This window comes from Acinetobacter sp. YH16042, from assembly GCF_013417245.1.
GTDB lineage: Bacteria > Pseudomonadota > Gammaproteobacteria > Pseudomonadales > Moraxellaceae > Acinetobacter > Acinetobacter amyesii.
In genome coordinates, this window is the sequence record NZ_VPEJ01000003.1 from 63,213 (window position 1) to 87,672 (window position 24,460).

The following is a 24,460-nucleotide window of genomic DNA, read 5'->3' on the forward strand; positions in this document are numbered from 1 at the left end:
TGCTTATCTGTTGAAGCTAGAATACGACTTATCAAATCATAGGTAAAACCGAACTTTTTTATAAAAACTATCGGATTTTTAGATTTATTATTTAAATCAATCTTTGCCTTTCCATCGAGCAAACCAATCAATTTCAATGAGAGCAAGGCTTTATATCCATACAGAGGGCCTGCCAAGCAGCCTGTGTAAACTGTTGTTTATAGTGTGATGGTGGCGTTTTGACTTTATGCGATAACCATGCCCGACAATAATTTTCCGTTGCCCCTAAGACCAAAGACATCATTAATTCTTTGGGTAAATGCTCGATCAAATGCCAATCGGATTGTGCGGTCAACCAATCCAGCAGCGCGGTATTGCGTTGTAGATTATGTTGTTTTAACTCGGCTTGTAGCGTTTCCTTACGCATACTAAACCCTGCCGCATACAAGAATCCTGCAAAATCAGGATACGCTTCGACCCAGTCTATATACGAGCACAAAATGGCTTGAATGCCTTCCTGCAGCGATTGGGCCTGTGTCAAGGCGTCTGCCCTTTTCGCAAATTGATCTTGCAATGCCGCAAAATACAATGCTGCTACTAAACCATCTTTATTTTTAAAATGATGGTAAATCGCACCAACACTGGTCTCTGCGCGGTCTCGCACAAGTTCAATCGTCGTCGTTTCAATCCCTTGTTCTAAAAAACATGCAAGGGCTTCTCCTAAGATCTGCCTTTTAAGTTCCGCTCTGCGACCGCTGTAAATTCGTTGCAATAATGCTTGATTTGACGACATTGATACTTTCCTTTGCTCGGGTCATTTTAAAACAATGTTGGCTTTTTTTAATAGCTGTGACGTCATTTACGCCATTAACAGAACAATATTCTGTATTAGAATTATATTCTGAATAATGACGGATAATTAAGCATGAGCCAAGCATTAAAATTATGGAAGACCTTCCAAAACAAACCCGCAGGGAAATGGACTTTTTCAAAATTGCTGTGTTTAAAAGCACCGTATTTCAGCAGTATTTCGCCTGTTTTTGATGAATTAAAGCCCCAATACTGTGAACTACATATTAAAAAACAGCGCAGTGTGTTGAATCATATTGGCACTGTCCACGCGATTGCCATGTGTAATATGGCTGAATTGGCTGGCGGTACCATGACCGATGTGACCGTTCCGAGCAGCCATCGTTGGATTCCCAAAGGCATGACTGTGGAATATTTGAAAAAAGCCGATACAGATTTAACGGCCATTGCCACGCCTGTCGATGCTAATTTTACGTGGAATGCAGGGAGTGATTATTTGGTGAATGTAGTGGTGAACAACACGCGTAATGAAGCCGTTTTTAAAGCCGTAATTACCATGTGGGTTTCTGCAAAAAAATAAGTCGTCGACTCAATTGCAAAATAAAACTGATCTTTCAAGATGAGACCTGCGAAAAAAAACCCTCAAGATTGAGGGCTTTTTTTGATGATGATCTACCGTTTTAAACGCTGTGTTTAAGGTTCATTAGAACGGTAAGTCGTCATCTAAATCTGCTGCTGCAGGAGCCGGTGTCGGTGCAGGCTGTTGTTTTGGCGCAAAACCACCTGGGTTGTTATTGCCATAGCTATTGCCTTGAGCCGGTTGGTTATTGCCATAACCGCCTTGGTTTGAGCTATTACCGTAGCCACCTTGGTTTTGGTTATTGTTATAACCACCTTGTTGATTATTAAAACGAGGCTGACCAAAATCACCGCCTTGACCTTGTTCGCCTTGTTGGCGATTATTGTCAAGCATTTGCATTTGTTCACCACGAATTTCAGTCGTGTAACGCTCTTGACCGCCTTGATCTGTCCACTGACGAGTACGTAATGAACCTTCAATATAAACTTTAGAACCTTTGCGCAAATATTGCTGTGCAATTTCACCTAAGCGGTTATGTAACACAATACGGTGCCATTCTGTTTGCTCTTTACGTTCACCTGTATTTTTATCTGTCCATGAATCACTCGTTGCAATTGAAAACTGAGTGAGAGAACCACCATTTGGGAAAGTTTTTGTTTCAGGGTCACGACCCAAAGTACCAACTAAAATGACCTTATTTACACCACGCATCAGACGTATTCTTCCTATTTGTTTCTATTATTTACTTTATAAGAGTTATGCTTAAATGGCTACCTCTTTCCCTAACAAGTGCGTTAAATGTTGTCGCGCAGATTCATCCATCTGCTGCTTATCCACTTTTACATAAGCCACTTGCTGGTCAGACATCACCACAACTTCTTCAATACCACGAATTGCTAAAAGCTGAGAAGTCCATTCATCCGTTTCTTTATCTTCAGGCAAACTGAAAACCATAGACGATAAATAACGCGGCTGAGCCAACCCAAAACTAATGATCAACCATAAAATGGCTAGCCCTGTCAGGATGCCCCATCCCATTGCCGTATCATTTAGCAACAAAAGTTGCCCGCCAATCATACCACCAAAAAATGCCCCCAGAAACTGACTGCTGGCGTTCACGCCCATGGCTGTCGCTTTAGACTGAATTGGAGCCGCTTTCGATAACCATGACGGTAATAATGCTTCCATCACATTAAATGCAATAAAGAATAATCCTAAGCCAGTAAGCAGAATATATTTAGATTCGAAACCAAAAATTAAGATGCCCAATCCTAGAATAATGCCACCAATGGCGGTCAAGAAAATGCCACGCATTTTGCGATATTTTTCCGCCAGAATAATGCTCGGAAAGGCAAAAAACAGGCTCACGACCAAAAGCGGCAAATATACCAGACCATGCGAATGCAAGGGAATATTGGCGAAGTCAATCAACTGAGATGGCACATAAATAAACATCGCTGTGAGTAGTAAATGCAATGCAAAGACTGAAACGTGCAACCGATTTAGATCAGGCATTTTCAGCACTTGCTTCAATTGCGTCAGATAACCTTGTTGGAAATTTCGGTGATGACGTGTCACTTTCGGCACCAACAGCAACATCGCAATTGCCACAAGTCCCATGATGGTGGTCACCCAAAATAAACCCGAGATGCCAACTAAACCTGTGAGCCAAGGTCCAAGGCTAAATGCCACCACAAAGGACAAACCGATACTCATCCCCATCATCGCCATAGCTTTAGTACGCTGTTCTTCACGAGTGACATCGGCTAACAAAGCCATCACTACCGCAGACACAGCGCCACCACCGGCTATCGCACGCCCGATAATTACGCCATAGATGCTATCGGACATCGCCGCAATTGCACCGCCTAAAGCAAACAACAGCAGCCCGATCACCACCAACGGTTTACGGCTATAACGGTCTGCAATCAAACTAAACGGAATCTGTAAAATTGCTTGGGTCAAGCCATAGACACCCACCGCTAAACCAATGAGTGCCGGTGTTGCCCCTGCATATTGCTGACCTGCCACAGAGAAAACAGGAATAATCATGAACAGCCCCAGCATACGTAAGGCGAAAATACTACTCAAAGCAAAAGTTGAGCGTCGTTCAAGAGCATTCATCATAGCTGGTTAAAAATTCATTAATCTTGGAATGGGATTATAGGACATTCAGCTTAAAGCGAAGCAGGATTTTTATTGATTTTAAATATCCTGATGATTGGACAAATAAAAAGCGCAGCTGATGCTGCGCTTTTTGGGAGATATTAGGCAAATTTAAATTAGCCTAGACTTTCTTGGCGCTTTTTATATTGAATTGAGGCAATCACCGCCCAAACAATAAATGCCACACCAATCAGGCCTGTTACCACTTCAGGGACATGCAGACCTGTGCCACTCGCCAACATAATGAAGGCCAAAGCACCAATCGCATAATGCGCACCATGTTCAAGGAAGATATAAGCATCTAAGGTGCCTTTATCCACTAAGTAAATGGTCATTGAACGCACGAACATAGCACCAATAGCAAGACCGAGCATAATGATTACGACATCAGAGGTAATCGCAAATGCACCAATCACACCATCAAAACTGAATGAGGCATCGAGTACTTCAAGGTAAAGGAAACCACCAAAACCTGCTTTGATCACGCCCGTCGGTACGCCATTTGCATCATGTCCAACCGCATTACCGTTTTCATCAACTTCAGGTTCACCACCCAATAAATGACTCAGTACTTGGACACCGATATACACCACGATCCCCCAGATACCCGCCATCACTACCGCTAGACGAGAGGCTTCGGCCACGTTTGCTGCCATTACCAATAACGCAATTAGGGCAATAAACACGGACATCGCAGGAACGTTTGCAAGATTGGCCAAACGGCGCTCTAGCCAACGGAACCAATGGGTATCTTTCCCTTCATCTAAGAAGAAGTTCAGGAACACCAACAATAAGAAAGCACCACCAAAGGCCGCAATTTCTGCATGATGTGCCATCAATTTTGCAGAGTATTCAATTGGATTATTCAATGCCAATCGCACCACTTCCATTGCGCCCATGTCAGCCGTTACAGCAACAATGACGATTGGGAAAATCAAACGCATACCGAATACAGCAATCACGATCCCGACGGTTAAGAAAATCATTTTCCAGAAATGATCCCAACCACGGAGTACCGATGCATTCACTACAGCGTTATCAAATGACAATGATACTTCCATCACTGCCAAAATTGCAGTAATGGTCAGTGCTGTCAGCATGGCTTGCACACCTGCATTTGGGCCATGATTCAGACCCCAATATGCAGAAATGGCAAGACACACGATCGTAAAGACGATTGAGAAACCAAAATGTTTCATCATGATAGATCGACCTATTCATTCAATAAGATTTCAAAATGAGGGAATACCCAGTTTGAAGCTAAGTTTATGGCGCAATTATGCCGCTTTTCAGGATTGAAACCAAAAATTATTCGTTACATTTTGAATAAACACTCTAAGATGGAGGCTCTCAATTACATCGCATCATGGTGTAGACCCGTCTTTCATTTTTAACGACAGGAATGTTCAATGCGTTTTTCTGAAGAAGTTTGGCAACGTAATACCGCGTTATATCAGCAGATACTCCATCTACCGTTTAATCAGGAATTGGCTCAGGGCCGCTTAAGCCGCGATGCCTTTTGCCACTATGTCATTCAGGATGCCCATTATTTATTGGCCTATGGTCGTGCGCTTGCAGTGTGTGCAGCCAAGGCATTTGATGCCGACGATGTAATTCAGTTTTCTGAAGCGGCAAAAATTGCCATCGTGGTGGAACGTAGTCTGCACAATGACTTTATGCAAGGTTTCAACATTAGCAAAGAACAGTTTGAAAATACTCCACTGACCCTTGCCTGTCATCATTACACTTCGTTTCTAACGGCAACAGCATGGTCAGAAAGTTACCCTGTGGTCCTTGCCTCACTCCTGCCTTGCTTTTGGATCTATGCTGAAGTCGGCAAAGCCATTGTCAGCCAATCTGTACCGAATAACCCTTACCAAGCATGGATCGATACCTACTCAGGTGAAGACTTCAATACTGCTGTGCAAAACGTGATTCAAACTATTGATCGAGTGGCGGCTCGCTGCGATGCAGATACACGTGAAAAAATGCATGCGGCTTATACGAACGGCGCAAAATTAGAATGGATGTTCTGGGACAGCGCGTATCAACAGCGGACATGGCCTGTAGAATAAACCTGTGATTTAAGCTGTATAAAAATTTAAGGATCTAAAATTGCTTTTAGATCCTTTTTTTATACGGTTGGATTCGGTTTTTAAAATGACCTTGCATGATCATTTTAAGCATTAGCGTTTAAAACGATACCATCCGAGGAAAATCCCCATCGCGATAATCACCAAGAAGATCGCAAAACGTGCTTCACGCAATTCACTGCGCGCTGCTTTGCGTTCCTGCATTTCTTCTGAATGAAATTGTGATTTGATCATCGGATCAAATTGAGCAATGGCCAATAAATCCTTGGGCTTTTCACCTTTGCCTAAAATCAAATACAGCCCTTTCACCTGCATTTCATTAAGTTTACCCAGTTCAATATTCAATTGAGTTGCTTGTGCATTATAGTCAGGCACCCAATCTTCTACGCGGGCATATACATGGGCACGACTAGTATCAAAGAGCGATGCATCCTGCACTTTCTTGCCCGTTTGATCTTCCAGTTGCTCACTCAGATTGGAAAATTGGGACAATACATAGTCTTTTTTCTGTGCCAACTGCACGCCGTCAAAAGCATACTCTTGTATTTTTTGTGCAGGATTATTTTTCAACAATAAGCCTTGGGGAACGACTTTAAAGTCCAGAACAGTATTCTCAGGGACTTGGTTGGTTTGTAGCACCATATATACCACAGACCATAGCTGTTCATTTTGCGCGACCGCAGGCACGCTCACGCTATAGCGCTGCTCTTCTGCAGGGTCAATAAACTGTTCAAACGCGAGGATTTGACTGTCTTCAGCCCACAGGATTTGGCTTGAAAACATGAGGCAGATGATCACCCAAAATTGTTTTAACATTATTTGCTCTTATCATGATTATTTGCTGTTCTGGCAGAATTATAATTATTTATTCAAATACTTACATTCAAAATCACATATTTAATGATTGGAAATTCATCATAATTTTAGCCAAATCTATTGTTTTATAAATGATCTGAATCAGCACCGATATTGGCTTTGATGCTTACTGAAAACTCTGCCATGCATAAATCAAAACAGCTGCAGCAAGCACCCAACTCAACGTTGCTACACTCAAACATGCCGTTAAACTCAAACGTGTTGCGAGCAGATACATCAACAATAAATAAATGAAATACGGGATAAGAGACCAGAGCCCAAACAACGCTGTTTTTTGTAATGCGGATGCACCCTGATCATTTGCCACAATGACATGGGCAATCAACGCAAAAGTCGGAAATAACGGGACCAAACCGGCGATATAAAATGCCTTACTTTTAGATAGTAAGGCAATTAATACCACAACAAATGCACCCATTAAGCTTTTGAGAAATAAGGACAGCATGCCTAACCGTTTCCACAAATTAATTCATCACGCCACGTAGTCTACGCTTCAAAACATGATTTGCTTAGACAAAATTCACCACTATTAAAGCAATTAAGGCTGGCAGCGCCTGAATATAGATAATTTTTTTACTCGCAGTGATGCCGCCATAGATCCCTGCAACCAACACACAGCCCAAAAAGAAATTCGCCAGTGCAACAGCATAGCTTTCAGGTGCAAACAGTGACCAAATCAGCCCTGCTGCTAAAAAGCCATTATAGAGTCCCTGATTTTGTGCCAGCACCTTAGTCAGTTTTGCTTTTTCTGCACTATTGCCAAAAGCTTTCATGCCTAAAGGTTTATCCCAGAGAAACATTTCCAAAATTAAAAAATAAATATGCAAGAATGCAATCAGGGCGATGAAAATTTTTCCAACAATCATGTGATTTTCCTTTTTGTTTTAACTCGCTTAGGATAGATTGCCTAAACTGCCAAATGATGATCCATCCCTAACAGCTCAAACTGGATGAATGCAATTTTTCTATTAATTACCCTAGATAAAGTTTACAGCTTTGACAATAGGTTAATTTAGCCGTCATAGGCTGACGTTTAATTTCATTTAAATAAAGCTTGAACATTTTTCATGCGCTATCATATATAGGTTTTTCGATGAATCTTTTAGGACCCCTTGCATGAGCCAAAGCCATATCCGTATTCGAGGCGCACGTACCCATAACTTAAAAAATGTGTCACTCGATATTCCACGCGACAAGTTTGTGGTCATTACGGGTCTTTCTGGTTCAGGGAAGTCCTCTTTGGCTTTTGATACCTTGTATGCTGAAGGTCAACGTCGCTATGTCGAGTCCTTATCTGCCTATGCGCGCCAATTCCTTTCGCAAATGGAAAAGCCCGAAGTCGACTCGATTGAAGGCTTGAGTCCCGCGATTGCCATTGAACAAAAATCAACTAGCCATAACCCACGCTCAACAGTGGGAACAATCACCGAAATTTACGACTATTTACGTCTACTCTATGCCCGTGTCGGCACGCCATACTGTCCTGAACATGACCTCCCGATGGTGGCTCAGACTGTGTCTGAAATGGTCGATACCGTCAAAGGTCTAGAAGAAGGCACGGCGCTTATGTTGCTTGCCCCTGTGGTCCGTGACCGTAAGGGTGAATACACCAACTTATTTGAACAATTACAAGGTCAGGGTTTTGTCCGTGCCCGTGTCGATGGTGAAGTCATTGATATCGACACACCACCCGAATTAGACAAAAAGAAAAAGCACACCATTGAAGTGGTCGTTGACCGTTTTAAAGTACGTGATGATCTTGGTAACCGGATTGCAGAAAGTTTTGAAACGGCTTTACGCATGGGCGGCGACATTGCCATTTTGTCGTGGATGAAAGGCGAACAAGAAGACCGCGTATTTTCTGCGAAACACTCCTGCCCTGAATGTGAGCGTGCCGTAGGTGAACTCGAACCGCGTCTATTTTCCTTCAATAATCCATTCGGTGCATGCCCTGTTTGTGATGGTTTAGGCACACGCAGCCATTTTAGTGCTGACAAATTGATTCCCAATAATGAAGTTTCGATTAGCCAAGGGGCAATCCGTGGTTGGGACCGTCAACGTCCGTATTACTATAGTATGATTCAGAAAGTCGCTGATCATTTTGGCTATTCTTTGGAAACCCCATGGAATGAACTGGATGCCGAGACCAAAAAGAAATTCCTTTATGGTACAGGCAAGGAAAAAGTTGACCTCAGTTATATTGATGAACGTGGTCGCTCGCATAAACGAGTACAAGCCTTTGAAGGGATTTTGCCGCATTTAGAACGTCGTTACCGTGAAACCGAATCAAACTACGTGCGTGAAGATTTGGCGCAGTATTTATCCAATGCTGCATGTGATGCTTGCGGTGGCTCACGTCTCAATGAAATTTCACGTCATGTTCGAGTTAAAGATAAAACCATCGCGCAAATCACCAAGATGTCGATTGGCGATGCTGAAAGCTATTATCAAGACCTCAACTTAAGCGGTGCCAAAGGCGAAATTGCTGACAAGATTTTCAAAGAGATTCGTGAACGTTTGCACTTCCTAGTCTCTGTCGGTTTGAACTATTTAAGTTTATCGCGTTCGGCAGAAACACTGTCGGGTGGTGAAGCTCAGCGTATTCGTTTGGCTTCGCAAATTGGCGCGGGCCTGATGGGCGTAATGTACGTGCTGGATGAACCCTCTATTGGTTTGCATCAGCGTGATAATGACCGCCTATTGGAAACCCTAGTACGTTTGCGTGACTTAGGTAATACCGTACTAGTTGTAGAACATGATGAAGACGCGATCCGTGCCGCCGATCATATTATTGATATCGGCCCCGGTGCAGGTGTGCATGGCGGTCATGTGATTGCCGAAGGGACGTATGATGAAATTTTGGCAAATCCAGATTCATTAACTGGTCAATATCTATCAGGAAAGCTCAGTATTGATGTGCCGAAAACACGCACACAACCGCCAAAACCTGAAGAGCAAATTAAGTTAATGGGTGCTGCGGGTCATAACCTGAAAAATGTCGATTTGACTATTCCTTTAGGTGTGATGACCTGTGTGACAGGTGTATCAGGTTCAGGTAAATCGACGCTGATTAACCGGACATTATTGCCGCTTGCAGCGACTCAATTGAATGGTGCAACCACATTAACGGCTGAGAAATTTGATTCGATTGATGGCTTACAGTTCCTAGATAAAGTCGTTGATATTGACCAAAGCCCAATCGGTCGTACACCACGTTCAAACCCTGCAACATATACCGGTTTGTTCACACCTATTCGTGAACTGTTTGCGCAAACTCCTGAAGCCAAAGCACGTGGTTATGCGGCAGGTCGTTTCTCATTTAACGTGAAAGGTGGTCGCTGTGAAGCCTGCGAAGGTGACGGGATGATTAAGGTTGCAATGCACTTCTTACCTGATATGTATGTGCCTTGTGATGCCTGCCACGGCAAACGCTATAACCGTGAAACGTTAGAAGTTGGCTATAAAGGTCGTAATATTTCAGATGTCTTAGAAATGACGGTTGAAGATGCGATGCATTTCTTCGATGCTATTCCTGTGATTCACCGTCGTTTGGAAACCTTGAACCAAGTGGGCTTGGGCTATATCCGTTTGGGTCAGTCTGCAACCACACTTTCAGGTGGTGAAGCGCAGCGTGTGAAATTGGCACGTGAGTTGGCGAAACGTGATACAGGCAAAACCTTGTACGTGCTTGATGAACCGACGACAGGTCTGCACTTCCATGATATTGCCAAATTGCTCGACATCCTGCATGAGCTACGTAATAAGGGTAATACCATCGTGGTGATTGAGCATAATTTGGATGTGATTAAAACTGCCGATTGGATTGTGGACTTAGGCCCTGAAGGTGGTGCGGGTGGCGGTATGATTATTGCCGAAGGTACACCTGAAGTTGTTGCGAAGAATAAAGTGTCGCATACAGCGAAGTTTTTAAAGCCGATGTTGAAATAAGATTCTCTTTCCTTTAAGTGCATGATAAAACGGTGATTCATTCACCGTTTTTATTTATATGACTTTATTAGAGATAATTGATACAGCCGTAAAAATTGGTTTAGGAGCACTGCTAACTGGCGTAATCACCTACTAAAATCAAAAGGCAAATATTTCAGCATCAGTTGCAAAAGATAACCTTCTATATAATCGTAATTTATTGACCAATATTTCCAAAGATCTCGAGGAAATAAATCATCTCGTTTTAAAAATTTGGGCAATTTTTGAATTTGAAACAAAACAATCTCAACTAGCTCTTAATGAGATTTCAGACAGACTTAAACCTCTAAGACATGCACTTTTTAATGACTTTAATTTGCTTAGCAAAAATGAAGGTTTACTTCTTATACATGGATATATTGAACAACAAGAAAAGCTAAGAATTTATGGCGAATTACTCGGAAAATTTAACGCTTATACACTTTGTAAAAATGGAGCTATCAATGTTGAAACAACTGCTCAATATAGATTTGAAATTTTAGAGGCTAGAAAATTACTTTATACGAGCTTAAACAAAGCCATTTCTACATAAATTCTTGTTCTTCACAATATTCAATCACATGACGGCGACATGGATGTCGCCTGTTTGAGTGGGGCAGCACGGATGTGCCCTCAGTCAAACAAAAGCATTTTGTCTACTTTTGTGCGTTCAAAAGTAGGAATCTCCTACACAATGGAAACTCGAACCCAATGCTAAGCAAGGACGTTTAGAAAAGCATATTTTTTTGAAAATAACCTGAACTAAATCCATCCATAAAATTCGTGCCATCATTTTATACATTCTACTCGAACCGTTCGGACGTACCTTCAACCAAACAAAAGCATTTTGCTTATTTTTGTGCTTTCAAAAGTATGAATCTCCTACGTAATGGAACTCAACCCCAATGCAAACTCAAAACTCAAAACTCAAAACTCAAAACTCAAAACTCAAAACTCAAAACTCAAAAAATTAACGTAAATAATGAAACACACCCAACTTATCCAACACATCCAAAGTTAACTGCTTACGCTCCGCCACATCATCCCCTGCTGCCATCTGCAAATTCAAACTAAACGCCGTGATCTTGCCATGACCATCATCCACCCAACCGGTATACCAACCGACTTGGGGTTCAACATCCATACCCCAACCACTCTTGGCATATAACTTCGCATCCTCACGGCTTTCAATATAAAGCATATCTTTGACTTGCTTTTGTACCGCGACATCAAACGGTAATTTCTCTGTCGCAAGCTGATACGCAAATTTGACTTCTTGTTCAGGCGTAATCTTTAACGGCCCTACCAACCAAAAATTATCCACCTGTTTGCCAATATTGGCATTGCCAAAACCGACCTGTTTGACTTCTTGTTGCATTAACGCCAAACCTATTCGCCTTGCCAGTTCCTGATATACAGGAACTGCAGATGCTTGCATGGCTTCACCCAAAGTCAGGTCTTTTTCCCATGACGGAAAAGCACGTTTTTCACCTTTCCATTTAAAAACTTCAGTGGTTGTCGCCTTCTGATGCTGCAAACCAATTAAAGCATTTAACATTTTAAAGGTAGATGCAGGAATGTATTCAGTGTGGGCGCGCTGTAAGTCATTGCCATAATGACTTAAACGCTGACCATCAAATGTGACAAATACTGCCTGTGTCTGTGCTTGATTAAATAAAGACGGAATTTCACTCACCCGTGAATTTGCTAAATTGGCTTGAGCGGTTTGTTTTAAGTGTTGAGATGAATCCAACATGCCTTCATTTGCTGTACATGCTGTCAAACTCAGGACAGTCATCAACGATAGATATATTTTTTTCATTGCACTATTTTTATGGTGTTTAAAATCCATAGTATAAGATGAAGTTCAAACCTGAATTGTTTACTTTTCAACAGTCTTCTATCTGTTGAGAACTTAGCGTAACCACTATTTATTTTTAAACAAAACATCCTTATGATGACGCCTATCGTGGACTCAACAACGAATAATTTTTAATTTTTTAAAATATAAAAGCATACTAACAATGAATAAATTTATCTTAAGTTTCAGCCTCTTATTATGTCCAATATATAGCTTTGCCGATGGCTATCTAAACGAATACATGGTGCTGTTTGTCTCACAAGAAGACCCCGATCTTAGCCCATGGAAAGATAAGCCGCAGTGTAAAGCCCTCAGTACCCCGACTCAACACAAAGGAATCTTTGAAAATCAATATGTCTATGCCAATGGCAATGCCCTGACCACCATCTTTCTGAGCAACAGCAAAATTAAAAACGGTGAATGTGAACATTTAATTCACTTTCCAGATGGCATTCAAGGCTCAGGCGTATTTGAAAGCTTCTTCCCCAACGGCAAACCCCGTAGCCGCATTGCCTATAAAAATGGGGAGTACGAGGGCAAACTTGAGTTTTGGTTTGCCAATGGGATAAAAGAACAAGAAAGTAGCATCATCAATGGCGAATCACAGGGGGATTACAAAATTTGGCATCCAAATGGGCAACTGGCTTTTTCTCAAAATTATAAAAATGGGATCGAAAATGGCCTGCGCCAACGCTGGTACAGTAATGGTAAACCGTGGACCTATGCCAATTTTCAAAACAATAAACTGATTGGCGAGCTGAAAATGTGGTTTGAAAACGGCAAACTAGAACGCCAAGGTTATTATCGTAATGGCGTTCGTCATAACAGTTATAAAATTTGGTATGACAATGGGCAACCTGAAGCGGTGCTTCAGTACGATTTAGGCAAAATTACCCAAGCCCAGTGTTGGAATGAAGACGGCAGCCAAATGAACCAACAAGCCTGCAATAAATTATATAAAGATGAAGATTAATTGATTTTTCTGGCTAACTATATGAATCTGCCAAGCTGCGTTTAGGCTGAAACACGATCACGCCCCGCAGCTTTGGCTTTAAACAATGCTTGGTCTGCGCGCTCTAATAAATCGATCCAGCTTTTGGCACCCACTGCAACACCAATACTCACCGTCACGATGAGATCTGCTTCGTCTTCTGCCAAATTGAAATTCACATGCTGAATATCATGCCGTATGGTTTCGGCAATGTGCTGGGCTTTGAGCATATTAATCCCCTCGATCAGGACTAAAAACTCATCTCCACCATATCGCACCACCAAGTCAGATGAACGAATATGTTGGCGTAATTGATTGGCAACATGTTGAATCACCAAATCGCCAACAATATGCCCATAACGATCATTCACCTGTTTAAAGTGATCAATATCAATCACGATCAGTGCTGTATGTAAAAAACCTGAATTTTGGCTATCACGAAATTTAATATATTCATCTAAAGCAAAACGATTGGCGACATTGGTGAGTGAGTCCGTATTGGCAATATGTTTAAGCTGAAACTCAAAGGCATCACGTTGTTCTAGCATATTTTCAATATGCTGAATGGCGTCAAATAAACTGAGATAACCTAATTTGCTGGGTTCAATCACGCCTTGATCAATTTGTCGGTGCCGAGCCAGTTTAAATAACTGATTACGAGCACGAATTAAAGGTTCAAACACCCATTTCTTGGCATAGAACATCGTTAATAATGCAGTCAGTAATGACACGAGCGAGACAAAAAGCGTGAAAATCAATTTATTTCGCGCTTCACGTTGTTCATCCGCAGCTACTTTGAGACTGTAATCTAAAATATAACTTTGCAATTCCACCACTGTGACAAATTTATTGACCATTGCATCAGTGAGCTGGGTGCCATCCATGTGATAACGCTGATGTTGAAGACTTTTTTGAGCCAAACCATCAATAATTGGCAAACCTTTATCTAAAAATTCCGTTCGTACCGCATGATGTAACTGTTTAAACTCGGGTGTTTTGTCATGTTCGGACTGCACGACATTGATCAATTCCCATAGATAGCGTGTTTGACGCTGGGTTTGTAAACTCCGCGCTAAATTTTGCTCTGGAATTTCCTGTTGAAATGATACCGCAGCCATAATATTTGATGCGACTCGTCCCGCCTGATCACGTAATTCTGCCAGTAATAAAATCAGCGTGTAATAATTCGATACACGGGTATCTTTACCATGTGAATGATTGACCAATTTCTGCATGGCAATATAGCTTTGATCCCAAGCTTGGAACATCGCCAAGATGGCATGATCTAATTTTTTAGCTTCACGCTGTTGTAGAGGCAGCGCAATATATTGATCGACCGTTTTGCGACCCTGCAACAAATACGGATATAAATTGGACTCTAACTGTTGGGCAATCGGTGCAAAGCCCTCTTCTTTTAAAACCTTCAGTGTGTCTTGATATTGCTGATCGACGCCCTGACGATATTCAGCCAACTCAATAATTTTTTGCTCGCGCTGCTCACCCTGACTCGACATTGCGCTGTTGGCTGGCGCACGTTCGCGGGAAATTTGGTTAGTTAAATCTGCCACCATTTTCAGCATCTGAATTTCTTTCAGCGCTTCGGCACTTTTGAGGTAATTTTGATTGCTGCTCACAATCAATGGAACACTGATAAATACGATAGACAAGACGATTACTAGCATCGCAAGTTGCAAGCGCTTACTAATATGCTCTGTTCGTAATGTTTCCATCTATTTTATGCCCCACACTTGTTGCATACCCCAACCCACTTCTCAACTAAACGCGGGAATATTTAAATTAATGATCAATAATTTATTAATTTGTAAAGTGAACATTTATACCTCTAAATTCTATACAAATGTGTTTAACCTGTCACACTTTTATCACTTTGAAACGAGATAATTCGCTAAAAAAACAGCAACATATTTGAAAGGAATAAATTTTTTTATGAACTTGCTTAAATAAATATTTACAATTGCAATAAATTGGTGCAGAATGCACCGTATTAGGGCACACTAGATTTCTTCCTCAGCAGAATATTTTAGTTTCCCGAAAATTTTGGCTAAAAAATCCTGATTTTCCATGAAAATCAGGATTTTTTTTGTCTGTGCCTACACAACTCGATGATAAATCCAATAATATATGCACCATAAAAGGGCATTTATTTTTATTCCATCTCCGTTTTATCTATAATCTTTGCGGTAAAGTTCCATTTTTAGACAAAAAAAAAGCCCAACCTTGGGGAAAGCTGGGCGAATAAAAAACAAATGATGGAGAATCAGGGTCAAAGTCACACTTTTAAACTGTGTGACGACTCAATTGGCAAATTATGAATCAAATAAAACCTGATGTAAAGCCAAGTATTTCACTAGGATATTAAAAATATCACAAAGACACATATTTAAGTGACATATCCCTCAAACTTAAAACAAAAATGTCTATTTAATATACAAATAAGTGGTTTTAGCCCAACAATTCAGCAGTCAAAGCCGCAATTTATCGCTTCAAATGCGTGAAAAGCGTTAGAATTTGCCCTTCGTATTAAATGTTATTTTAAATAAAAATAAATACATTGATTGTTATTTTAGATCGAAAAGTTGTGTAATTTTTCAAGCCTATTTTTTCGATTACGACTTTAGTCAAACTTATTTGATTGTTCTCAATGATTTTTTTTCAGTGACTTATTAGTTAGAGTAAAAACTGAATTTCCTATTATGAAATAAAGATCTGAGTTAGAGACTGAATAATAACCTTTAGGATCATTGACTTAATATATTGTTACAATACAATGCTCAATGTTTAATCCATTTGTAACAACTGGTAGAAAATCATGAAAAAACTCGGTTTAGCCACTGCTTTATTATTAGCCATGACCGGTGCTCAAGCTTACCAATTTGAAGTTCAAGGCCAAGCAGAATACATCGACACAACTACAAATGACAAAGATTTCATTGGTGGTGTTCAAGGTACTTACTACTTCAAAAATGTTGACTCTACAAAAGGCCCTTTAGCAGAAGCTGCATTCTTAAACCAAGCTTCTAACGTAGCTGTTGCTTACAACTACGGCGAAGTTGGTTCAAAAGGTACTGACGTAATTGCTCATAACTTTGGTGCTAAAGCTGAAGCTTATGTTCCAACTAAAGTTGTTCCTGTATATGCAAGCGCGTCTTACAGCCACACTATCCTTGACAGCAAAAATGCAAACAACACTGATGACAACGGCGACCGTTATGCATTAGAAGTTGGTGCGCTTCCAACTCAAAACTTCTTAGTTGCTGTTGGTTACACTAGCGTTGCTGACCAAGCTGCTGTTGACGCGTTCAACGTTATGGGTAACGGTGTTGCTAAAGCTGTTGCTGAAGCTACAACTATTGGCCAAGACCAAGACGCAATCACTGCACGTGCTAAATATGTTGGCGCAATCGACGACACTAACATGGCAATTGGTTTCGAATCAGGCATCATCTACGGTGATGACACTGCTTACCAATTCAAAACTGATCTTTTCGTAACTCCTAAATTAAGCGTTGGTGCTTCTTACGCTGAATCTAGCTTTGCTGGTACTCCAGACTCAGCTTGGGGCGCGAACGTAAACTACTTCATCACTCCTGCTGTTGCAGTTGGTGCTAGCTATGTAAATGCTAATGCTGAAGAAGTTGCGCTTGACACTCAAACTGTTGGCGTAAACGCTAAATTCCGTTTCTAATTCATATTAGATACTGAATACCAAAAAGGACGCATTTGCGTCCTTTTTTTATTCTGCCATTATTTGTCTTTGGGCTCATGGCGTTCCGGTAAATGGGCAATATATTGCAATGCTATTAAACGTGAAACGATGAGAGCCAAATACATCACTCCACAAAACATTTGAAGCATAGCCAACACCCGTGCTGGCGCACTCACAGGCATGAGATCTGACAAGCCCGTTGCAGACTGCAAACTAAAACTTAAAAATAGTAAATCTAACCACGACTGCATACCCGGCTCTGCAGGATTTACAAAACTATCCGGATAAATCAGCTGACAAATACTATAGAGAAAAGCAAAACCCCATGCGATGAGGGTAAATACTGCCCCTGCTGCAAAAAGTTCATCTTTGGTTAAATAACGATCGGCAAACATATAGCGTAATAAGCCATAGGCTGCACTAAAATACGCACAGGCTTCAAAACCATGCGCAATAATTTGAATATTGGGATGATTTACACCGAGCATAATCAAAGTAGAAAACAATACGGCGCAGCCAACAAAACTCAGTCCTAGAATCGTAAACATTGGAGTTTGGCGAATCACTTTGGCAATGATCAATAGTACCGACACCCCAAGTACCCAAATTAGCGCACGAAAAGACAGACTTTCTCGGGTAATCGCGGTTAAAACCAAGATCAGAAACTGCACCAGTAACAGCCATGCTGAGGGTAAAAGTCTAAAGCTTTTCCAAAAATCTACAAAACCTTGCATTATTTTCAATCTCTATATTTTTTTCATGCGCTGAAATGATTGATCTGAAGCATCATCAACTGATTGATTTTAAATTAGCACGAAGTGAGTTTTTTTTATTGCAAAAATTTGTTGATCTTAATCTGAAAAAGCATCCATATGAGCACTGTTCTAGATGGGTTTCTTATTACCAAAGAGGTTCAAAAAACCTACTGTAAGTTTCAGTTTTCAGGCACATATTCAAAGGAATCTCCTACGTGGTAGATTTCATTATGAAAAAACATCTCGTATTTGCTCCCCTCTGTCTGCTCATGCTCTCTGCCTGTACACAAAACAGTCCGCTCCTCAAAGGCCATGAAAATTATGTGGGGACTTGGCAAAACAACCACAGTGAATTAGTGATCAAATCGTCGGGCGAAGTGACGTATTACCATCAAGAACATACTGAAAAAAGTATTGCCAACCAAACCTTCAGTGGTGCTGAACAGTCGCGAATAAAAGCCCATTTGAGCAGTTTTGGTGATCAGAGCTTTAGCATCGGTCAGGATAATTTCTCTCAACAATTCACCATTCAGCGCTCGCCTTATCAAGATGATCAAGGCCATTGGAAAATGTCGGTCAATGGAGAAAGTTATACACGCAAATAGGACAGAGATTTGTCCATGATCCACTGCTCCATATAATTTACTTAGATATAAAAAAAGCCCCTTGTTAGGGGCTTTTTAGGCGATTCAGATTAGTGATCTGAAGCACCTGAGATACCAATACCAGTTTGTGAACGTACATACTGTGCATCGAATGCTTTACGCTCAGCTTGTGCTTGTGCTGAATTATCAGTTACAGAGAACAACCAGCAGCAGATGAATGCCAATGGCATTGCAAAGATTGCAGGACCATTGAATGGGTTAACTGGTGTTTCAGAGATTGCAAATGTATCTACCCAAACTGCTTTAGACAATACAATGAGAATCACCGCAGTTGCTAGACCAACCACACCACCAATCACCGCACCACGCGTCGTTAAACCTTTCCAGAACATCGACAATACAAGCACAGGGAAGTTTGCACACGCTGCTACAGAGAATGCCAAACCAACCATGAATGCAACGTTTTGTTTCTCGAACAAGATACCTAAAATCATCGCGAAGATCGCAAGACCTAAAGTCGCGATTTTAGACATACGAAGTTCAGATTCTGGCGTTGTTTGACCTTTCTTGAATACGTTTGCATACAAGTCGTGAGAGATTGCCGATGCACCTGACAATGTTAGACCTGCAACTACTGCAAGAATCGTTGCGAATGCTACCGCTGAAATGAAGCCCATGAACAAGTCACCGCCCAATGCATCAGACAAGTGAACCGCAGCCATGTTGTTACCACCAACAAGCTCTAGCTTGCCAGTTACCGCCATTTTCGCTACATCAAGGAATTGTGGGTTGTTTGAAACATAAAGGATCGCACCAAAACCAATGATGAAAGTTAAAAGGTAGAAATAACCAATGAAACCTGTTGCCACAACTACTGATTTACGCGCTTCTTTCGCATCTTTTACTGTGAAGAAACGCATTAAAATGTGTGGCAGACCTGCTGTACCGAACATTAATGCAAGACCGAGAGAGATCGCATCAATTGGGTTTGCAGCCAATTTACCAGGCCCCATAATGTTTGCAGCTTCAGTTAAAGATACATCATGCACCTTCGAGAAAACTTGGATCGATTGAGAGAACATTTCAGAGAAGCTGAAGCCCACGCCTTTCATGACCATGAATGCCATGAAAGTTGCGCCAGAAAGTAGCATCACTGCTTTAATGATCTGTACCCAAGTTGTTGCCAACATACCACCGAAGATTACATACGCCATCATCAGTAGACCAACGATCACAACCGCAATGTTGTAGTTTAGACCGAATAGTAGTTTGATCAACTGACCTGCACCCACCATCTGTGCAATCAAGTAGAACGCGACAACCACAAGCGAGCTGACTGCTGCAAGTGTACGTACAGGTTTTTCAGCCAAACGGAATGACACCACGTCAGATAAGTTAAACTTACCTAAGTTACGCAGACGTTCAGCCACCAAGAACAGTACGATTGGCCAACCTACCATGAAGCCCAATGAATACAGCAAGCCGTCAAAGCCTGAACTGAATACCATTGCGGAAATACCGAGGAACGATGCTGCTGACATGTAGTCACCGGCAATCGCTAAACCATTTTGGAAACCCGAAATACCACCACCGGCAGTATAGAAGTCTGCAGTGTTCGTGGTTTGCTTCGCTGCCCATTTGGTAATAAACAAAGTCAAACCAACAAAGATTGCGAACATGATAATCGCATGCCAGTTGGTCGCTTGCTGCTGTGCTTCACCTAAATCTGGTCCTGCCATTGCCATGCTTGACATGAGCAGAGCGGGAGCCGCCAGTGCTGTTGCTTTCAATGAATTCCATTTCATCTTAGTGAAGTCCTTTTTCTTGAGTAATTGCTTCTACTTCACGCATTGCTTCTTCGTTTAATGCATCTAATTTATTATTTGCAATGTACGAATACACACCACAGAGCAGGAATGACAATACAATAATGCTCAAACCTAATGGCATACCAATCGTGGTTACACCACCACTCACGGATTGCATCAAGAACTCTTTGTTATAGCCCACAAGTAGCATGAAGCCGACATAGACCACCAACATGATGATCGTCAAAGTCCAGCTCAACTTACTTTTACGGCTAACCATTTCCTTAAATTTTGGATTCTGTAGAATTTGTTCTACCTGTCTCTCATCCATAATGTTCTCCTTACGCCGAACCTTGGCGCGCAATTTTCTAATTCGAATTATTTCGAAGCTAAACTTACCAATGTTCCTTATCTCTTGTAATTTAGACTTTGGTCGTTAAATTTTGAGCAATAACCTCCCTAAGCCTATGGATGCGTTATCATTAAGCGAGAATTAATATGCTGCAGGCTCTATGAATAGTTGGCTTATCGTCGGGGTATTGGCCCTTTACATCGCATTACTCTTTGTATGTGCATTCTTTGGTGAAAAGCATGCCAGCAGGCTCAGTACTCGCGGCAGAATGCTTCTCTTTAGTCTAACTTTAGGGGTTTACTGTTCATCTTGGACGTTTTATGGCGCAACAGGTGCCGCGGTTCGTGAGGGCATTATTTTCCTGCCGATCTATCTAGGACCGCTGCTATTTGTTGCGCTCGGCTATGATATTTGGCGACGTTTAGGCCGTGTCCGTCAGCATCATGCCATTTCATCGATTGCCGACTTTGTAGCAGCACGATATGGTAAAAGTGGCCCCTTAGCGTCATTAGTCACGATCCTTGCCGTGATTGCCATTATTCCCTATTTAGCCTTGCAACTACGTGCAATTGCCCTAAGTGCAACGGTCATTTTAGAACCGACCGCTGGTCTGACCGGCACCACCAATAGTGTGCTGTTTTTGACTGGTGTATTGGCGATTTTGGCGATGATGTTTGGGACACGACAGATTGCCAATACTGAACAGCACGGCGGCTTAATGTTGGCTGTGGCATTTGAGTCTTTCGTCAAGCTGTTTGCACTACTTGCAGTCGCATTTTTCTTTGTTTTTGAATCACCTGAAAACATGGCGCAAATCAGCCATGACATCAACACCACCTTTAAAGATGTCCAGCTCAAAGGTGTGCCAGAAAGCTTCTGGATTCAAACTTTATTGGCTGCTTTAGCGATTATTTGTCTACCACGTCAGTTCCATGTCGCGGTAGTTGAACTACGTGATGAAAAGCATATCCGTGGTGCTCGTCGTTGGTTCGCCATTTATCTGATTTTAACCATTATCGCGATCATCCCGATTGCCAGTTGGGCGCTGCATGCAGCACCTGCCTACTTGGCAATCCCCGATGTTGCTGTGCTCTCACTGCCTTTAAGTTATAACCAAGACTGGTTGACTTTACTTGCCTTTCTCGGTGGTTTTTCTGCTTCGACAGGCATGCTGTTGGTATCGTCAGTGGCCTTATCCATCATGCTCAGTAATGACTTGATCATGCCTGCACTATGGCGTACACGTTTATTATCACGCCATGATAAGCGCCTACCACTCGTACTGAAATTCACACGTCGTGTATGTATTTTAGCGGTCATGTTATTGGGCTTCTTGTTCTTCCATTTCTTCAATGACATTGACCAATTATCGGTATTTGGCCTATTGGCCTTCAGTGCTGTGGCACAGTTTGCACCGGCGCTAATTGGTGGTTTGTATTGGCGTGGCGGAAGTAAGCAAGGTGTATATGCAGGTCTGTTGGTCGGTTTTGGCATGTGGGCTTATACCCTGTTATTACCAACCGTATTGCGTAGCTTACCTGAACAATTTAAAACATTTACCGAAAATCTTTTAAGTCAGGGTCCGCTAGGCTTGAGTTGGTTACGTCCTGAAGCACTGTTAGGGTTTGAATCTTTCGATCCACTTACCCATGGCGTAGTTTGGGCACTCGGTTTAAATATCACCCTCTATATTTGGATTTCCCGCGTATTCCGTCCAAGTGTTGCCGAGCAAATTCAGGCCGAAAGTTTCTTTTATTATGAAACCAAGCCCCTCCCGGCTCAAAGTACATCAAACGACATCAGCTATATTCACCATGATGTGGCACGCTTAAAAGTAGGTGATCTGATTACTTTGGCAAAACGCATTACCGGTGAAGGTCCAACTATGCGCGCCTTCAACCAGTTCTGCGCACAAAACAATGTCGTTTTGAATGAAAATAGCAGCGCCAACGGCATGTGGTGGCGTTTTACCGAACAGTATCTTGCCGGCACCATCGGTGCGGCATCTGCCCGTACCCTACTCACCACAGCCATGGTCAATAATGGTTTAGCACTCGGTCAGGTCGCAAATATTCTTGACCAAGCCTCACAGTGGCAGCGCTTTAACCAAAACCTGATCATGACCATGATCGACCATATGACTCAAGGTGTGTCCGTGGTTGATGAAAATATGTGTTTGGTGGCATGGAATAATCAATACCTCAAACTGTTTGATTATCCAAAAGACATTGTCTATGTCGGTTGCCCAATTTCAGACTTGATTCGTTATAACGCTGAACGCGGCGAATGTGGTCCTGGTTCAGTCGAAGAACATGTGCGTAAACGTATGCATTGGATGCAAGTCGGCAGCGCACACGAATTTGAACGAATTCGTAAAGATGGTCGTGTAATTCAGATGCGCGGGAACCCGATCGAAGGCGGCGGTTTCGTGACGACCTTTGCCGATATTACTGCATTCCGTGAAAATGAAGCCTTGCTTGAAGGCCGTGTGCAAGACCGTACCCAACAGTTGGCAGATGCCCTGTCTGAACAACAATTGGCACGTGAGCAAGCCGATAAAGCCAATATGTCGAAAAGCCGCTTTATCGCTGCCGCAAGCCATGACTTATTGCAACCGATGCATGCTGCGCGTCTGTTTAGTACCGCCCTCGAGCAAAGCGTACAAAATGACGATGATCGTAAAACGCTTCAGCAACTAGATCGTGCGCTGCATGGTGCGGAAAGTATGCTCTCTGCCCTATTGGACATTGCACGACTCGAAGGTGGAACCATTCAACCAAAACGTCAGCCTTATCCGCTGCATGACTTACTCAGCGATCTTGAACTGCAATTTAAATCGATTGCGGCACAGCGTAATATCAAACTGACCGTACATGATGCTCAGTTCTGGATTGACACCGACCCACAGTGGATTCGTCGTATTATTCAAAACTTCGTCAGCAATGCCCTACGCTATACGGCGCGTGGTCGTGTTGTGGTGGGTGTGCTACGTTCAGCACGTCCAGGACATATTCGTATTGGCGTTTGGGATACAGGTCCAGGGATCGCGGAAGAACAGCGCATTAAGTTGTTCCAAGAGTTCGAACGCTGTGGACATACCTCTCCTTGGGGCGAACAGGGTCTGGGCTTAGGTTTAGCCATCGTGCAACGCATGACCAGCCTACTCGACTACCCAGTGCATGTGTTCTCAGAACTTGGTCATGGTTCGTGTTTTATGATTGAAGTGCCTGTGGTCGCTGCGCCAAAAGTGGTCGCTGCACCGACTCAAGCGGTTCCGCTGAAGACCAAAGCCTATAAGATTCTGTGCTTAGACAATGATGAAACCATTTTGGAAGGGATGTCGACCTTACTGACCAAATGGGGCTATCAAGTCTTTAAAGCCACTGAACCTGAACAGGCCATGGAGTTGATTCAACAAGAAAATATTCAAGTTTGGTTGGTTGACCAACACTTGAATAACAACAAGATCGGTCTCGACTTTATTTTAGATAACCGTCAGGAAAATGTCCCTGTGGCGCTGATTACCGCAGATTCTGATCCTGAACTACCGCAACGTCTAAAAGAGTTAAACATCGTCTTACTGAAAAAACCATTGAAACCGGCTTCACTGCGTTCATGGTTATCTGGTTTAAAAATTTCAAATCAGTAGCGTTGTTACAGGACATCGCTCTGTGAAAAGTAGCCCATTTCATTCACATGAAATGGGCTTTTGTTTACCTTGCTTTTACTTAAACTTACCTAACTGGCAAAAAAATTTGTCTCAACGGCAAGACCATTCAAAATAGCCCCGATATTTCGTCTATTTATTAGCCATAAATATCAAATTTAGATTGCCTATGGCAAAAGATATCGAATGCGTGAGTGAACACTTGTACACTTAGTTACAATTAA

General features: G+C 42.1%; 20 protein-coding genes. 8 read left to right on the top strand and 12 right to left on the bottom strand.

All coding sequences use genetic code 11. The features are described from left to right. Positions 1-133: 133 nt before the first annotated feature. Positions 134-772 (bottom strand): TetR/AcrR family transcriptional regulator, encoded by a 639-nt coding sequence (locus tag FTV37_RS03065; RefSeq protein WP_180054206.1) that lies wholly within the window; start codon positions 770-772, stop codon positions 134-136. Between the two features lie 132 nt (positions 773-904). On the opposite strand from FTV37_RS03065, the gene FTV37_RS03070 reads away from it, so the two are divergent. After that, a complete protein-coding gene (locus FTV37_RS03070; RefSeq protein ID WP_180054205.1) occupies positions 905-1,369 on the top strand; it encodes a hotdog fold domain-containing protein in 465 nt (154 codons plus the stop codon). A gap of 123 nt (positions 1,370-1,492) precedes the next feature. Here the strand turns inward: FTV37_RS03070 and ssb are convergent, their stop codons facing one another. The 3 genes from ssb to FTV37_RS03085 form a co-directional block, all read right to left on the bottom strand. Next, complete coding sequence (gene ssb / locus FTV37_RS03075; RefSeq protein WP_078193176.1) at positions 1,493-2,080, bottom strand: single-stranded DNA-binding protein; 588 nt, start codon at positions 2,078-2,080, stop codon at positions 1,493-1,495. A 51-nt stretch (positions 2,081-2,131) separates the two neighbouring features. Beyond that, entirely contained in the window at positions 2,132-3,496 is a 1,365-nt protein-coding gene (locus tag FTV37_RS03080) for an MFS transporter (RefSeq protein WP_180063007.1), read from the bottom strand. Between the two features lie 155 nt (positions 3,497-3,651). Next, entirely contained in the window at positions 3,652-4,737 is a 1,086-nt protein-coding gene (locus FTV37_RS03085) for a DUF475 domain-containing protein (protein WP_180009231.1), read from the bottom strand. 207 nt (positions 4,738-4,944) lie between these two features. Here FTV37_RS03085 and tenA point away from each other — a divergent pair, with 207 nt between their 5' ends. After that, a complete protein-coding gene (gene tenA / locus FTV37_RS03090) occupies positions 4,945-5,610 on the top strand; it encodes a thiaminase II (protein WP_180063008.1) in 666 nt (221 codons plus the stop codon). A 111-nt stretch (positions 5,611-5,721) separates the two neighbouring features. Here tenA and FTV37_RS03095 read toward each other — a convergent pair whose 3' ends face one another. From FTV37_RS03095 to FTV37_RS03105, 3 genes are all read right to left on the bottom strand, one after another. Then, positions 5,722-6,444 (bottom strand): hypothetical protein, encoded by a 723-nt coding sequence (locus tag FTV37_RS03095; RefSeq protein ID WP_180063009.1) that lies wholly within the window; start codon positions 6,442-6,444, stop codon positions 5,722-5,724. A 166-nt stretch (positions 6,445-6,610) separates the two neighbouring features. Continuing rightward, positions 6,611-6,949, bottom strand: a complete 339-nt coding sequence (locus FTV37_RS03100) for a GlpM family protein (RefSeq protein WP_180063010.1) — start codon at positions 6,947-6,949, stop codon at positions 6,611-6,613. A 64-nt stretch (positions 6,950-7,013) separates the two neighbouring features. Further along, positions 7,014-7,367: a DUF1304 domain-containing protein gene (locus tag FTV37_RS03105; protein ID WP_180063075.1), complete on the bottom strand. Its 354-nt coding sequence runs from the start codon at positions 7,365-7,367 to the stop codon at positions 7,014-7,016. 253 nt (positions 7,368-7,620) lie between these two features. Here FTV37_RS03105 and uvrA point away from each other — a divergent pair, with 253 nt between their 5' ends. Then, on the top strand, positions 7,621-10,452 hold the full coding sequence (uvrA, locus tag FTV37_RS03110) for an excinuclease ABC subunit UvrA (protein WP_180063011.1): 2,832 nt from the start codon (positions 7,621-7,623) through the stop codon (positions 10,450-10,452). A gap of 199 nt (positions 10,453-10,651) precedes the next feature. Further along, a complete protein-coding gene (locus FTV37_RS03115; protein WP_180063012.1) occupies positions 10,652-11,023 on the top strand; it encodes a hypothetical protein in 372 nt (123 codons plus the stop codon). Positions 11,024-11,440: 417 nt separating this feature from the next. Here FTV37_RS03115 and blaOXA read toward each other — a convergent pair whose 3' ends face one another. Next, positions 11,441-12,292, bottom strand: a complete 852-nt coding sequence (blaOXA, locus tag FTV37_RS03120) for a class D beta-lactamase (RefSeq protein WP_373683556.1) — start codon at positions 12,290-12,292, stop codon at positions 11,441-11,443. A gap of 202 nt (positions 12,293-12,494) precedes the next feature. On the opposite strand from blaOXA, the gene FTV37_RS03125 reads away from it, so the two are divergent. After that, positions 12,495-13,304: a toxin-antitoxin system YwqK family antitoxin gene (locus tag FTV37_RS03125; protein WP_180063013.1), complete on the top strand. Its 810-nt coding sequence runs from the start codon at positions 12,495-12,497 to the stop codon at positions 13,302-13,304. Positions 13,305-13,345: 41 nt separating this feature from the next. On the opposite strand, the gene FTV37_RS03130 is transcribed toward FTV37_RS03125, so the two are convergent. After that, on the bottom strand, positions 13,346-15,052 hold the full coding sequence (locus FTV37_RS03130) for a diguanylate cyclase (protein WP_180063014.1): 1,707 nt from the start codon (positions 15,050-15,052) through the stop codon (positions 13,346-13,348). A gap of 1,100 nt (positions 15,053-16,152) precedes the next feature. Between FTV37_RS03130 and omp33-36 the strand changes: the two genes are divergently transcribed. Continuing rightward, complete coding sequence (gene omp33-36, locus FTV37_RS03135) at positions 16,153-17,028, top strand: porin Omp33-36 (protein ID WP_180063015.1); 876 nt, start codon at positions 16,153-16,155, stop codon at positions 17,026-17,028. A 59-nt stretch (positions 17,029-17,087) separates the two neighbouring features. Here the strand turns inward: omp33-36 and FTV37_RS03140 are convergent, their stop codons facing one another. Beyond that, entirely contained in the window at positions 17,088-17,783 is a 696-nt protein-coding gene (locus tag FTV37_RS03140; RefSeq protein WP_180008803.1) for an ion channel, read from the bottom strand. Between the two features lie 251 nt (positions 17,784-18,034). Between FTV37_RS03140 and FTV37_RS03145 the strand changes: the two genes are divergently transcribed. Continuing rightward, positions 18,035-18,409, top strand: a complete 375-nt coding sequence (locus tag FTV37_RS03145) for a hypothetical protein (protein WP_180063016.1) — start codon at positions 18,035-18,037, stop codon at positions 18,407-18,409. Between the two features lie 89 nt (positions 18,410-18,498). Here the strand turns inward: FTV37_RS03145 and FTV37_RS03150 are convergent, their stop codons facing one another. Further along, the gene (locus FTV37_RS03150; RefSeq protein WP_180063017.1) at positions 18,499-20,214 is read right to left on the bottom strand and encodes a cation acetate symporter; all 1,716 of its coding nucleotides are present in this window, start codon (positions 20,212-20,214) and stop codon (positions 18,499-18,501) included. A 1-nt stretch (position 20,215) separates the two neighbouring features. Further along, complete coding sequence (locus tag FTV37_RS03155; protein WP_078190540.1) at positions 20,216-20,548, bottom strand: DUF485 domain-containing protein; 333 nt, start codon at positions 20,546-20,548, stop codon at positions 20,216-20,218. Between the two features lie 181 nt (positions 20,549-20,729). Between FTV37_RS03155 and FTV37_RS03160 the strand changes: the two genes are divergently transcribed. Beyond that, positions 20,730-24,218, top strand: a complete 3,489-nt coding sequence (locus FTV37_RS03160) for a PAS domain-containing hybrid sensor histidine kinase/response regulator (RefSeq protein ID WP_078190541.1) — start codon at positions 20,730-20,732, stop codon at positions 24,216-24,218. Positions 24,219-24,460: the final 242 nt, after the last annotated feature.